At 61.5% G+C, this 12,291-nt stretch carries 13 protein-coding genes; 7 read left to right on the top strand and 6 right to left on the bottom strand.

Going from position 1 to position 12,291, the window contains the following annotated elements:
• Together nqrM and sthA are read left to right on the top strand one after the other, a co-directional pair.
• Positions 1-255, top strand: coding sequence for a (Na+)-NQR maturation NqrM (gene nqrM, locus ACJO3T_RS09505; protein WP_406964419.1), 255 nt, complete (start codon positions 1-3; stop codon positions 253-255).
• Positions 256-361: 106 nt separating this feature from the next.
• Positions 362-1,753, top strand: a complete 1,392-nt coding sequence (sthA, locus tag ACJO3T_RS09500; RefSeq protein WP_406964421.1) for a Si-specific NAD(P)(+) transhydrogenase — start codon at positions 362-364, stop codon at positions 1,751-1,753.
• 57 nt (positions 1,754-1,810) lie between these two features.
• Here sthA and ACJO3T_RS09495 read toward each other — a convergent pair whose 3' ends face one another.
• The 5 genes from ACJO3T_RS09495 to dusA all read right to left on the bottom strand — a co-directional run bounded on the left by ACJO3T_RS09495 (position 1,811) and on the right by dusA (position 6,316).
• Complete coding sequence (locus tag ACJO3T_RS09495; RefSeq protein WP_406964422.1) at positions 1,811-2,602, bottom strand: glycerophosphodiester phosphodiesterase; 792 nt, start codon at positions 2,600-2,602, stop codon at positions 1,811-1,813.
• Entirely contained in the window at positions 2,599-3,726 is a 1,128-nt protein-coding gene (locus ACJO3T_RS09490; protein ID WP_406978372.1) for a 3-deoxy-7-phosphoheptulonate synthase, read from the bottom strand. Before ACJO3T_RS09490 ends, ACJO3T_RS09495 begins: the two co-directional genes overlap by 4 nt.
• 21 nt (positions 3,727-3,747) lie before the next feature.
• Positions 3,748-4,203 (bottom strand): tellurite resistance TerB family protein, encoded by a 456-nt coding sequence (locus tag ACJO3T_RS09485; protein ID WP_406964425.1) that lies wholly within the window; start codon positions 4,201-4,203, stop codon positions 3,748-3,750.
• Positions 4,204-4,221: 18 nt separating this feature from the next.
• A complete protein-coding gene (tal, locus tag ACJO3T_RS09480; RefSeq protein ID WP_406978371.1) occupies positions 4,222-5,187 on the bottom strand; it encodes a transaldolase in 966 nt (321 codons plus the stop codon).
• Positions 5,188-5,299: 112 nt separating this feature from the next.
• Positions 5,300-6,316, bottom strand: coding sequence for a tRNA dihydrouridine(20/20a) synthase DusA (gene dusA, locus ACJO3T_RS09475; RefSeq protein WP_406978370.1), 1,017 nt, complete (start codon positions 6,314-6,316; stop codon positions 5,300-5,302).
• 174 nt (positions 6,317-6,490) lie between these two features.
• Between dusA and potA the strand changes: the two genes are divergently transcribed.
• From potA to ACJO3T_RS09450, 5 genes are read left to right on the top strand one after another with little or no spacing between them, the layout of a single operon-like run.
• Complete coding sequence (gene potA, locus ACJO3T_RS09470; protein ID WP_406978369.1) at positions 6,491-7,612, top strand: spermidine/putrescine ABC transporter ATP-binding protein PotA; 1,122 nt, start codon at positions 6,491-6,493, stop codon at positions 7,610-7,612.
• A complete protein-coding gene (gene potB / locus ACJO3T_RS09465; protein ID WP_406964429.1) occupies positions 7,605-8,465 on the top strand; it encodes a spermidine/putrescine ABC transporter permease PotB in 861 nt (286 codons plus the stop codon). The genes potA and potB overlap by 8 nt, the downstream gene beginning before the upstream one ends.
• Positions 8,462-9,232: a spermidine/putrescine ABC transporter permease PotC gene (potC, locus tag ACJO3T_RS09460; protein ID WP_406964430.1), complete on the top strand. Its 771-nt coding sequence runs from the start codon at positions 8,462-8,464 to the stop codon at positions 9,230-9,232. The genes potB and potC overlap by 4 nt, the downstream gene beginning before the upstream one ends.
• Positions 9,229-10,272 carry an ABC transporter substrate-binding protein gene (locus ACJO3T_RS09455; RefSeq protein ID WP_406964431.1) on the top strand — a complete coding sequence of 348 codons (1,044 nt, stop codon included), beginning with the start codon at positions 9,229-9,231 and terminating at the stop codon, positions 10,270-10,272. Before potC ends, ACJO3T_RS09455 begins: the two co-directional genes overlap by 4 nt.
• Before the next feature lie 56 nt (positions 10,273-10,328).
• The gene (locus ACJO3T_RS09450; RefSeq protein WP_406978368.1) at positions 10,329-11,252 is read left to right on the top strand and encodes an AEC family transporter; all 924 of its coding nucleotides are present in this window, start codon (positions 10,329-10,331) and stop codon (positions 11,250-11,252) included.
• Here the strand turns inward: ACJO3T_RS09450 and ACJO3T_RS09445 are convergent.
• Complete coding sequence (locus ACJO3T_RS09445; RefSeq protein ID WP_406978367.1) at positions 11,223-12,227, bottom strand: zinc ABC transporter substrate-binding protein; 1,005 nt, start codon at positions 12,225-12,227, stop codon at positions 11,223-11,225. The two genes, ACJO3T_RS09450 and ACJO3T_RS09445, sit on opposite strands and share 30 nt — an antisense overlap.
• Positions 12,228-12,291 lie beyond the last annotated feature (64 nt).

Raw genomic sequence — 12,291 nt, 5'->3', positions numbered from 1 at the left:
ATGGGCACCTTTCTACTGGCACTGCTGATTGTTGGTCTGCTGGTGGCGGCCATGTCCGTCGGCGTGATCTTCGGACGCAAGCCTATTTCCGGCACCTGCGGCGGCCTTGGTGCGGCAGGCATAACCGGGCCCTGTGAAATCTGTGGAGGTGACACCAGCAAGTGCGAGGAAAACACCGGGTCTGCCGATGCGGATGCCAGTGACCTTGCCTATGATGCCACGCAGGCCGCCCGGGGTGGCCGCAGCCCGTCCTGAACGCGAGTCGTCGAAAACAGACAGCAACTTCATGCCCCGATCGCGAAGCGCGAGCCTTGCTGCCGGGGCTTCCCTCTTGACCACGCGATAAGGAGCGACAGTCCTGATGGCAGAACATCATTATGACGTTGTGGTGATCGGTGCCGGCCCTTCGGGCGAAGGCGCCGCCATGAATGCCACCAAACACGGCAAGCGCGTCGCAATCATCGAAGACAAGCCCAACGTCGGCGGCAACTGCACCCACTGGGGAACCATACCGTCAAAAGCCCTCAGGCACTCTGTCAAACAGATTATCACCTTCAACACCAACCAGATGTTCCGGGATATCGGCGAGCCTCGCTGGTTCTCGTTCCCCCGGGTGTTGCAGAATGCCCAGACGGTGATCGACAAGCAGGTCAAACTGCGCACCCAGTTCTATGCCCGTAACCGCGTGGACCTGATCAATGGCCGTGCCTTTTTCCTGGACGGGAACCGGCTGGAAGTGCGTGGGAACAAGACGGCGGAAGTGCTCAACTTCAAGCAGGCGGTGATTGCCACCGGCTCACGGCCTTACATGCCGCCCGACGTGAATTTCCGCCACCGTCGCATCTACAACAGCGATACCATCCTCAACCTGTCCCACACACCCCGTACGCTGATTATCTATGGCGCCGGTGTTATCGGGTCGGAATACGCCTCCATCTTTGCCGGACTGGGGGTGAAGGTGGACCTGATCAATCCGGGCAATCGCCTGCTGTCGTTCCTGGATGACGAGATTTCCGACGCACTCAGCTACCACCTGCGTAACAACGGCGTGCTGGTGCGCCACAATGAGGAGTACGAGTCCGTGGACGGCGATGACCATGGCGTGGTGCTGTCCCTCAAGTCCGGGAAGAAGATCCGTGCCGATGCCTTCCTGTGGTGTAATGGCCGGGCGGGCAACACCGACAGCCTCGGGCTGGAGAACCTGGAACTGGAGCCCAACGGTCGTGGCCAGCTACAGGTGGATGAACACTACCGGACGGCGGTTCCCAATATCTATGCCGCCGGGGATGTGATCGGCTGGCCGAGTCTGGCCAGTGCCGCCTATGACCAGGGACGCTCGGTATCCTCGGATATCGTGCAGGATGAGTATTTCCGCTTCGTCTCCGATGTGCCCACGGGGATCTACACCATCCCGGAAATCAGTTCGGTGGGCCCCACCGAGCGGGAACTGACGGAAAGGAAGGTACCCTACGACGTGGGACAGGCGTTCTTCAAGGACCTGGCACGGGCCCAGATCACTGGCGAGAAGGTGGGCATGCTGAAGATCCTGTTCCACCGGGAAACCCGGGAAATCCTGGGTATCCACTGTTTTGGTGACCAGGCGGCGGAAATCGTGCACATCGGCCAGGCCATCATGAATCAGGAAGGGGAAGCCAACTCCCTGAACTATTTCATCAATACCACCTTCAATTACCCCACCATGGCGGAAGCCTACCGGGTGGCGGCCCTCAACGGTCTGAATCGTATTTTCTAGCGTTCCGGAGAGGCGTACGATCACCCTTTTCAGGGGTGATCGTTGCCAGGGCCAGCCCTAAATAGTTGCACCCTGGCCCCGGGACGGGTTGTGTTCCGGCTCGGAGGATGATGACGGTAACCGCACCCTGCGGTTATCGAAGTAGATCCGGGTACTGGTGGGGAAGTCGGTGATGATGCTGTTTACCCCCATGTCTTCCATCAGCAGCATGTCGTGGATGCGGTTAACGGTCCATACCGACACTTGCATATCGAGGCGCTGGGCCTGCCTGACCATGTCCCGGGAACAGATCCGCCAACTGGGCACCAGGTAGCTGCAGCCCAGGCGCTTGGCGGTGGCTACGGGCCTGGGGAAACGACGACCGGCGACGTAGCCGGTGTGGATCTTCCGGTTGCGACGCTTGATCTCCTGCAGGAACCAGGCATCGGAGGAGGTGACCACTACCCCGTCGAACAGTTGGCGTTTCTGGATCAGCTCGGTGAGCCGGTTGCACAGGACGTTGAGACGGCTGCGGGCATCGGGTTTGACCTCAAGCTGGTAGTGGTGGACATCCGGGCAGGCATCCAGTACCTGTTCCAGCGAAGGAATACCCGCCGGCTCGGGCCAGGGGGTGGTCTGGTGGCGGGCGTCCATCCTGGCCAGTTCAGAGGCGGTGTGGCTGGCGACCTTGCCTGCCTGACCGGTGGTCCGGTCAAGGGTGATGTCATGGATAACCACCGGCACCCCGTCCGCGGATAGCTGGACGTCCAGTTCAAAGTGCCGAATGCCGTGGCGATAGGCGGTCTCGAAACCCGGCAGGGTATTTTCCGGCGCTTCCCCCCGCGCTCCGCGATGACCATAGATGATCATGGTGTTGCTGATTCTCCCGTCCTGCGATAGAGCTGCTGGCGTTTCTTCCAGAGCTGGTGGCACTGGCTGACATCTTCAAGGTAGGCCGGCAGCTCCTCCATCAACAGTGCCTGGGGGCCATCCACCAGGGCTTTTTCCGGCCTCGGGTGAAAGTCCACCAGCACCATGTTGGCGCCGGCCACCACGCCCTGGGCGGTGGCGTGCATGACATCGGGGATGCCGTCTGGTGCCGCGTCACGGCTGCCCACGGAGTGGGAAGGGTCGATACACACCGGCATGCGGGTCAGGCGCTTCACCGTGGGTACATGGGCGAAATCCACCATGTTCCGGTGGGGATTCCCGGCTTCGGTTTTCATGCCCCGCAGGCAGAAGACCACATTGGCGTTGCCCTCGCTGGCCAGATACTCGGCGGCGTTGAGGGACTCGTTCAGGGTGATGCCGAAGCCCCGCTTGAGCAGCACCGGGTAGGTCTTCTGGCGGCCGATGGCCTTGAGTAGCTCGAAGTTCTGGGTATTGCGGGTGCCCACCTGGAGCATGACGCCGGTTGGCCGCCCGAGCTTTTCCAGGCACTCGTCGATTTCCTCGATGTGGCTCTCATGGGTGATTTCCATGGCGACCACCCGGATATCGTGCTTGCCCGCGGTCTCGAACACCCAGGGCAGGCAGCTCTTGCCGTGGCCCTGGAAAGAATAGGGATTGGTGCGGGGCTTGTAGGCGCCCATGCGGGTACAGTGCTGACCCTGTTCACTCAGGGTCCGCATCATGATCTCCACATGTTCCTGGGTATCCACGGCGCACAGGCCGGCAAACACGTTCAGGTTGTCCTGGCTGAAGTCCACGCCGTTATAGCTGAAACCGGACTGGCGTCGGTCATCCCGGTGCCGGCCAAGGATGCGGTAGTCGTCGGAGATGCGGATCACCCGTTCCACGGCGGGCAGGGCTTCGATCTCGTCCTTGTCCAGGCTCTTGGTATCCCCCAGCAGGTAGATCTCGGTCAATCGCTGGGTGGCCCCCTCCACTTCGTGAACCTTCACGGCCACACCGGGCAGGTTCTGCAGGAAATGCAGGGTCTGGCGATAGCTGTCGCTGTCCAGGGGCGTATCCGGATGGAGAATGGCGAGCATGACGTCCCTCCTGGGATCGTGTCAGTGGGATTGTTCGGCCCGGTGCCGTGCCTGCATGTATTCCCGATGGTTGAGGTGCAGCAGGTCCGCCATGCGACGGATCAGGTGTTCCTCATACTTGTCGATGCGGTCATCGGCCAGTGCCACCCGCCAGATGCTCTCCAGCACGGCCTGCTTGGATTCCTGGCTGAGCTGCTCGTTGAGCACGCCGGTGAACTCGTACAGGGAGGTGGAGTCATCGGCATGGTTGAGGGCATCGTCCAGTATCGACCGGGCTTCCTCCCGGGTGATCTGGTGTACGCGAATGGCACAGTCCACTATGGCGGCCAGCTCCCGCTGGTCCTCATCGTTATCGACCCGGGACAGCTGGACCATCAACGCGGTGGCGGCAACGGCCAGTTGATGGCTGTCCGGGTTGGGGGAGCCGCCAGTCTTTCCGGTATCCGGAAACAGCATCTGGCGAAGGCGGTCTATCATCGTTGTAATTCCTTCTGGTCAGGCCACGCTGGCCAATCGGCTGACCCGTTGCTCCAGTTCAATCTGGTCGGCGGCAAACCGGCGGATGCCCTCGGCCAGCTTCTCGGTGGCCATGGCGTCTTCATTGGACTCCCAGCGGAACAGGCGCTCGTCCATGGTGACAGGGCGGTCCTGGCTGGCGGCGTTGTCCGGGGACAGCTTGCGCGGCAGTTCGCCGGAATCTTCCTTCAGCGCCTGCAGCAGGGCAGGGCTGATGGTCAGCCGGTCGCAGCCGGCCAGTTGCTCGATTTCCCCAATGTTACGGAAACTGGCGCCCATCACCACCGTGTCGTAACTATGGGCCTTATAGTAATGGTAGATCCGGGATACCGACTGCACGCCGGGGTCTTCTTCCGGTGCAAAGGCGTCCCGGTCGCTGTGGGCCAGGTGCCAGTCGAGGATGCGACCGACGAACGGAGAGATCAGGAAGGCGCCGGCGTCGGCGCAGGCGGCTGCCTGTACAAACGAGAACAGCAGGGTCAGGTTACAGTGGATACCTTCCTTCTCCAGTTGCTCGGCGGCGCGGATCCCTTCCCAGGTGGAGGCGATCTTGATCAGCACACGGCTGGTATCCACTCCCGCTTGCTCGTACAGCCCGATGAGCCGCCGGGCCTTGTCCACGGTGGCGGCGGTATCAAAGGACAGTCGGGCGTCCACTTCCGTGGAGACCACGCCGGGAATCAGGTCCAGGATCTTCCGACCGGCCTGTACCGCCAGGTGATCTGTAGCCCAGGCCAGTTGTTCCTGGTCACTGCCGCCCTGGCGGCTGGCGTAATCCACGGCCTCGTCCAGCATCGGACGGTAGGCATCCGAGGCGGCAGCCTTCAGCAGCAGGGAAGGGTTGGTGGTGGCATCTTCCGGGCGCCATTCGGCAATGGCTTCCAGGTCACCGGTATCGGCCACCACGGTGGTCATGGATTTCAGTTGTTCAAGCTTGCTGGTCATGGGTCCTGTTCCTTGTGTGGTTATATAGGCGTCCTGGCGCAGGTGAGGTGACATACCGATACGATAACCGCCCGCCAGGACGGGAACAAGACAGCAGAGGCTTACGGGGCTGTCAGGTGGTGGCTTCGGGAATCGGTTCGCGGACGGGTTCACGGACCTTGGCCAGGGCATCCAGGACCACCTCGATACCGCTGCCGGGCCGGTGGGCATTCTCGCTGATATGACGCCGGAACTGCCGTCCGCCGGGCTGGCCATGGAACAGGCCCATGATATGCCGGGTGATGTGGGTCAGGTATACGCCCCGATCCAGTTCCTCCTGGATGAACGGTAACATGGTCCGCAGGGCATCATGGCGGGAAGCGACCGGGTCTGTGTCACCAAAGAACTCGCTGTCCACGCCGGCCAGCAGCCACGGGTTATGGTAGGCCTCACGGCCCAGCATCACGCCGTCGGTGTGGTTGAGGTGCTCATGGCATTCCCCGAACGTTTTGATGCCACCGTTGATGATGATCTCCAGCTCCGGGTAGCGGGCCTTGAGATCATACACCCAGGGGTACTTGAGCGGCGGCACATCACGGTTTTCCTTCGGACTCAGGCCTTCCAGGATGGCAATGCGGGCATGGACGATAAAGGTCCGGCAGCCAGCCTCCGCAACTGTTTCAATAAAGTGGCACAGGTCGTCCCAGGATTCACGTCCGTCGATGCCGATACGGTGCTTGACGGTCACCGGCAGGGATGTGGCGGCGATCATTGCCCGCACACCTTCAGCCACTTTCCCGGGGTGGCCCATCAGGCAGGCGCCGATCATATTGTTCTGCACCCGGTCGCTGGGACAGCCCACATTCAGGTTCACTTCGTCAAAGCCAAACTGCTCCGCCAGGCGGGCACAATGGGCCAGTTCGTCCGGGTTGCTGCCACCCAGTTGCAGTGCCAGGGGATACTCCTCGGCATTGTGACGCAGGAACCGTTCGGTATCCCCATAGATCAGCGCCCCGGTGGTGACCATTTCCGTATACAGCAGTGCCCGACGGCTGAGTAGCCGCGCCAGGTAGCGAAAATGGGGGGTGGTCCAGTCCATCATGGGGGCCACACTGAAGCGGCGGGATAGGGGAATGCTGTTGTGTACCATGAACCCGAAACGAATAGCCGTTGAATGGGCGGGTATTGTACCCCATAGACCCGTTCCGTCTGTAGCAGAGTTCCGAGGGCAACATTGGCCGGTATCTGCCTGGAAGGTGCTTCACCCTTTGCTCATACCCCCATTTTCTGAAAAAATAGCCACCTCACCTTTCGGGCGCCGCTGATGACACAGAAGACGCTGCTTTCATTAAGAAATCTTGGCAAGAGCTTTTCGGGCAAGACGGTACTGGATTCGCTGGATCTGGACATTGCCGACGGGGAGTTTATTACCCTGCTGGGGCCTTCCGGCTGTGGCAAAACCACGCTATTGCGGCTGCTGGCCGGCTTCGAGGTGCCGGATACCGGGCGGATTGAGCTGGCAGGGGCGGACATTACCGATCTGCCGCCGGAGCAGCGCCCCCTGAACACCGTGTTCCAGAACTATGCGCTGTTTCCCCATATGTCGGTATTCGACAATGTGGCCTATGGCCTGAAGATGGAGAAACGTCCGAAGGACGAAATCCGCCAGCGGGTGCAGGACGCCCTGGACATGGTCCAGCTCGGGGAATACGCCCACCGCAAGCCGCATCAGTTGTCCGGTGGCCAGCAGCAGCGGGTGGCCATTGCCCGGGCCGTGGTCAAGCGCCCGAAACTGCTGTTGCTGGATGAACCCCTGTCGGCCCTGGACTACAAGCTGCGGCGGACCATGCAGATTGAGCTCAAGCGTCTGCAGCGGGAGTTGGGCATTACTTTCGTGTTCGTGACCCACGACCAGGAAGAGGCCCTGTCCATGTCGGATCGAGTGGTTGTGCTGATGGACGGGGTGGTGCAGCAGAAAGGGACACCCCGGGAAATCTACGAACGCCCCGCCAACCTGTTCACGGCGCGGTTCGTCGGGGAAACCAATCTCTTCCCCGGCACCCTGGAGCAGGCGGACGGGGACCAGATCATGGTCAATGTTGCCGGTTACCGTCGCAGCATGCCCCGCCCCCGGTTTTCCCTGGAGACGGGGCAGGCCGTCCATGTCCTGCTGCGTCCGGAGGACATCCGGGTGCTGGAACCCGATGCCGATCACGGCTTTCCCGGCAAGGTGGTGGAGCGCAACTACAAGGGCAGTACCCTGGATTCGGTCATCCACCTGGAGGACGGCACCGAAGTGCTGGCCAGCGAGTTCTTCGATGAGGACGACCCCGCCTTCGACTACCGTCTCGGCGAGCCGGTACGTGTGAGCTGGGTAGAGGGCTGGGAATGGCTGCTGCCCATGGAAACGGCTGCCGTTGACGGGGACCACGCGGCGGATGCTTAGGGGGCTGCGGCAACCCTTCCGTACCGGGGTGCTGGTGTTGGTCTGGGGCTGGCTGCTGGCCCTGGTGCTGGCGCCGAACCTGCTGGTGATTGCGACCAGTTTCCTGACCCGGGATCCGGCGACCTTCCTCTCCCTGCCGGTGACGCTGGAGAACTATCGTGCCCTGGTGGACCCGCTGTACCTGGAAGTTTTCCTGCATTCCCTGTACATGGCCGCGGTGTCCACGCTGTGCTGTCTGCTGATCGGTTATCCCTTCGCCTGGGCACTGTCGCGGGTGGGCAGGGAGCGGCAGCTGCTGTTAATCTTCCTGCTGATTGTCCCTTTCTGGACCAATTCGCTCGTACGCACCTACGCTCTGAAACTGCTGATGGCCACCAACGGCCTGATCAATAACGGGCTGATGTCCATGGGGCTGATTGATGAACCCCTGAGGATGCTGTACACCGAAGGCGCCGTGATCGTCGGACTGGTCTACCTGCTGCTGCCGTTCATGATCCTGCCCCTGTACTCGGTGTTCGAGGACTTGCGCCGGGAACTGCTGATGGCATCCCACGACCTGGGGGCGGGACGCTTCAGTACCTTTATCCACGTGGTGGTGCCGCTGACCCTGCCGGGGGTGCTGGCCGGGGTCATGCTGGTGCTGTTGCCGGCCATGGGGCTGTTCTTCGTGCCGGACATCCTCGGCGGTTCCCGCAACCTGCTGGTGGGTAATGTCATCAAGAACCAGTTCCTGGACGCCCGGGACTGGCCCTTCGGCGCGGCGGCCGCCATCCTGCTGACCCTGGCCATGGCACTGTTGCTGTTCACCCACCGGCTGAGTCAGCGGCGGCTGGGTGAGGAGAGTGACGTATGACTCGCTGGCTGCCCAGAGCCTACCTCACGCTGGTCTACCTGGCGCTCTACATCCCCATCGCGGTGCTGGTGGTGTTCTCGTTCAACGACGGTCGCACCGGGTACCGCTGGGGCGGCTTTAGCCTGCGCTGGTATGAGGCGCTGTTCAACAATAGCGCCATGATGCAGGCGCTGTGGAATTCCCTGTGGCTGGCGGTCTCCGCCGCCACCCTGTCCACACTGATCGGCGCGCTGACGGCGCTGGCTCTGCACCGGTACCGTTTCCGGGGCAAGAAGGCCCTAAAGGGTATGCTGTTCGTGGTGATGATGTCGCCGGAGATCGTACTGGCCATCTCGCTGCTGGCCCTGTTCCTGCTGGTGGGTATGGAGTTGGGCTATGTCTCGCTGTTGCTGGCACACGTCACCTTCTGCCTGCCGTTCGTGGTGATTACCGTCATGGCGCGCCTGGCGGGCTTTGATGAGCGACTGCCCGAGGCCGCCCGGGATCTGGGGGCTTCGGACTTCACCATGACGCGGACCGTGCTGCTGCCAGTGATCATGCCGGCCCTGCTGGCGGGCTGGTTACTGGGCTTTACCCTGAGCCTGGACGACGTGGTGGTGAGCACTTTCGTCAGCGGGCCGGGATATGAAATCCTGCCGTTGCGAATCTACTCTATGGTTCGTGTCGGCCTGAAACCGGAAGTGAACGCACTGGGTACCCTGCTGCTGGTGTTTTCACTGCTGATGCTTGTGATGTCCCAATGGATTCTTGTGAGGAGCAAACGATGAAGAAACTGGTATTGGCTGGACTGACGACAGTCGCCCTGACCGGGTGCAGCGGTCAGGAAGAGGAGCAGGTGCTGAACCTGTACAACTGGTCCGAGTACATGCCCCAGGAAGTGCTTGATCGTTTTGAGGAAGAGACTGGCATCCAGGTGGTCTACACCACCTACGACAGCAACGAGGCCATGTATGCCCGTCTGAAGTTGCTGGACGACAGCAGCCAGTACGACCTGGCGGTACCGTCCACCTACTACGTCAACAAGATGCGCAAGGAAGATCTGCTGATGGAGATCGACCACAGCCAGATCGAGGGCTTTGACAAGCTGGATCCGGAGCTGGTGGATCAGAGCTTCGACGAGGGCAACGCCTATTCCGTACCCTACCTGTGGGGCACCACTGGTCTGGCCGTCGACAGCGACGCAGTGGATCCGGCGGAGGTCAGTGGCTGGGCCGACCTGTGGAATGAGAAATATGATGGCCAGGTGATGCTGACCAACGATATGCGGGAGGTGTTCCATGTCGGGTTGAGCGTGCTGGGGTACTCCGGCAACACCCGGGATCCGCAGAAGATCGAGGAAGCCTACGAGAAGCTCAGGGAACTCATGCCGGCTGTGCGTACCTTCAACTCCGACGCTCCGCGCATGCCCTACCTGGAAGGGGAAACCGATATCGGCATGATCTGGAACGGCGAGGCAGTGATGGGCAAGGATGACATGCCGTCACTGGAGTATATCTATCCGGAGGAGGGTGTCATTGTCTGGCTGGACAGTTTCGTCATTCCCAAGACTGCGGCCAACCCGGAAGCGGCCCACAAGTTCATCAGTTTCGTGCTGCAGCCGGAGATCTCCGCGCTGATCAGCGAGGAGATCGGCTACGCGACCCCCAACCTGGCGGCCCGTGATCTGTTGCCGGAAGAGGTGGCCGGCAATCGCGCCAGCTACCCCACCAGTGAGGACATGGAAAACGCCGAGTTCCAGGAAGATGTGGGCGACGACGCCATGCAGGTATACAACCGTTACTGGGAGCAACTGAAGACCGGCGGGTAAAGACCCGGTCCGAAAAATGGTAGCATCCTCAGCTTCCATCTTTTGAGGAGCCAGAAATGTCAGTCGTGGTCCAGGCCCTGATACCGGTATTCGTGCTGATTGTTTTGGGGCACCTGTTCCGCCGCTGGCATTTTCCCGCCGACGGCTTCTGGATTCACGCCGAACGCTTTACCTACTACGCCCTGTTCCCGGCCATGCTCATCTATAAGCTGGGACAGGCGCGTCTTCCCGCCTCAGCCTATGGCGAGATCCTGCTGCTGATTGCCGCCATGCTGGTGGCCATGACCCTGGTGATGGTGGTTATCCAGCTCATCTGGCGCTGGCCGGGGCCGGTGTTCTCATCGGTGTTCCAGGGTGGCATCCGTTTCAACTCCTACGTGGGGCTGGCGGCGGCCGGAATGTTGCTGGGGGACGACGGACTGTCGCTGATTGCCGTGGCCGTAGCGGTCAAGGTGCCGCTGCTGAACCTGCTGTGCATCCTGATGTTCTCGGTGACCTGTCGCCAGGGCCGGTTGCGACTGGCGCCGGTACTCAGGGCCATTGTCACTAATCCGTTGATCATCGGGTCGGTAGCCGGCGTGATCTGGAGCTTCTTCCGGGTCGGTTTCCATCCGATTCTGGCGGGCATCCTGGAACCGCTCAGTAATCTGGCGTTGCCGCTGGGGCTGATGTGCGTGGGGGCGGGGCTGGAGTTAAAGGCACTGCGTCATGCTTCGGCGCCTTTCCTGGTGTCGTCCGTGGCCAAGCTGGTGGTGTTCCCGGTGCTGACCCTGGGCCTTGCCCTGCTATTGGGGATGGACGGCACCATGGTGCAGGCGGCCATCCTGCTGGCGGCCCTGCCCACGGCAACCTCTTCCTATATCCTGGCCCGGCAACTGGGGGGCGATGCCCCCCTGATGGCGGCTATTATCAGTGGCCAGACTCTGCTGGGCATGGTAACCCTGCCTCTGTTACTCGGTTTTCTCTGGCAGGCAGTTTAGGACGGCGGCGGCCATGCTCTGCTGGAAGTCGAGATAGCCCTGGGGTGTGGCCGGAATATCGCTGGCCAGTGGATCCCAAACGCTGATGGGCAGTTCCACATCCCCCATCAGTGACTGCCACCACTGGCGGTCAAACTGGGGTTCTATCATCAGGCAGGCCTGCTCCGCCCTGTTCAGGCGATTCTGGACTTCCGCCAGGTGTCGGGCGCCGGGAGTGCGTTCGGGGCTCAGTGTCAGCACGCCAGCAATGGCCAGGCCGTAGTGTTCCGCAAACCGTCCGAAGGCATCGTGATAGGTGAACAGGTCCAGCTCCCGGGCGGGCGCCAGTTGCTCCCGGATGGATGCCTCGCGGGCTTGCAGGTCGTGGGTGAAGCTGGCGAGGTTGCGGTCGATGGCACCGGCGTCCACGCCATCCAGTTCCTTCAGGTGACCGGCGATGGTTTCTGCCATGGTGAGGGCCAGGGCTGGGTCGAGCCAGATATGGGGGTCCTCACCTTCGCCGTGACTGTGGCCATGATGGTCATGGGCCTGTTCATGGCCATGGCTCTCATGGTGTTCCGACTCGGCATCACCGTGCCCGTGCTCTTCGTCATGGTGCTCGTGCTCATCGTGAATCTGTCCCTGGGTGTTCTGTTCCTCCGGCGCCAGGGCCACGCTACGGTCCTGGAGATCCGGCCCTGTGAGCAGGCGGGTCAGGAAGGTTTCCATACCCGGACCGACCCAGAAGACCCGATCAGCTGCTGCCAGTTGACGGCGCTCGGAGGGGCGCAACTGGTAGGTGTGGGGGCTGGAGCCGGCTGGAACCAGGGTGGTGACTTCCACCTGGTCATGGGCCACAGCGCGGACCAGTAATTCCACGGGCTTGAGGGAGGTGACAACCTGGGGAGTATCCGCGGACGCGGAAGCCAGGCAGCTCCACAGGAGCAGGACGATAATGGCCGGTACGGCGCTGCGTAGTGACGGTAATGCAAGCATAGTGAGGGTGTGTCCAGGATGGATTAATAAAACGTTATAATATAACAGATGAATCTGTCTTGGA

Origin of the sequence: Marinobacter shunpengi, assembly GCF_045449715.1 — a bacterium.
In the GTDB taxonomy this organism is placed as follows: Bacteria; Pseudomonadota; Gammaproteobacteria; order Pseudomonadales; family Oleiphilaceae; genus Marinobacter.
This window is presented reverse-complemented; position numbering and strand designations above follow the sequence as displayed.

Excerpts from the sequence above, each read along its gene's own strand:
- ACJO3T_RS09495 (WP_406964422.1), bottom strand. The coding sequence starts at position 2,602 with ATGATCATCTATGGTCATCGCGGAGCGCGGGGGGAAGCGCCGGAAAAT.
- ACJO3T_RS09490 (WP_406978372.1), bottom strand. The coding sequence starts at position 3,726 with ATGCTCGCCATTCTCCATCCGGATACGCCCCTGGACAGCGACAGCTAT.
- ACJO3T_RS09455 (WP_406964431.1), top strand. The coding sequence starts at position 9,229 with ATGAAGAAACTGGTATTGGCTGGACTGACGACAGTCGCCCTGACCGGG.
- potA (WP_406978369.1), top strand. The coding sequence starts at position 6,491 with ATGACACAGAAGACGCTGCTTTCATTAAGAAATCTTGGCAAGAGCTTT.
- ACJO3T_RS09450 (WP_406978368.1), top strand. The coding sequence starts at position 10,329 with ATGTCAGTCGTGGTCCAGGCCCTGATACCGGTATTCGTGCTGATTGTT.
- tal (WP_406978371.1), bottom strand. The coding sequence starts at position 5,187 with ATGACCAGCAAGCTTGAACAACTGAAATCCATGACCACCGTGGTGGCC.
- nqrM (WP_406964419.1), top strand. The coding sequence starts at position 1 with ATGGGCACCTTTCTACTGGCACTGCTGATTGTTGGTCTGCTGGTGGCG.
- sthA (WP_406964421.1), top strand. The coding sequence starts at position 362 with ATGGCAGAACATCATTATGACGTTGTGGTGATCGGTGCCGGCCCTTCG.
- dusA (WP_406978370.1), bottom strand. The coding sequence starts at position 6,316 with ATGGTACACAACAGCATTCCCCTATCCCGCCGCTTCAGTGTGGCCCCC.
- potC (WP_406964430.1), top strand. The coding sequence starts at position 8,462 with ATGACTCGCTGGCTGCCCAGAGCCTACCTCACGCTGGTCTACCTGGCG.
- potB (WP_406964429.1), top strand. The coding sequence starts at position 7,605 with ATGCTTAGGGGGCTGCGGCAACCCTTCCGTACCGGGGTGCTGGTGTTG.
- ACJO3T_RS09485 (WP_406964425.1), bottom strand. The coding sequence starts at position 4,203 with ATGATAGACCGCCTTCGCCAGATGCTGTTTCCGGATACCGGAAAGACT.
- ACJO3T_RS09445 (WP_406978367.1), bottom strand. The coding sequence starts at position 12,227 with ATGCTTGCATTACCGTCACTACGCAGCGCCGTACCGGCCATTATCGTC.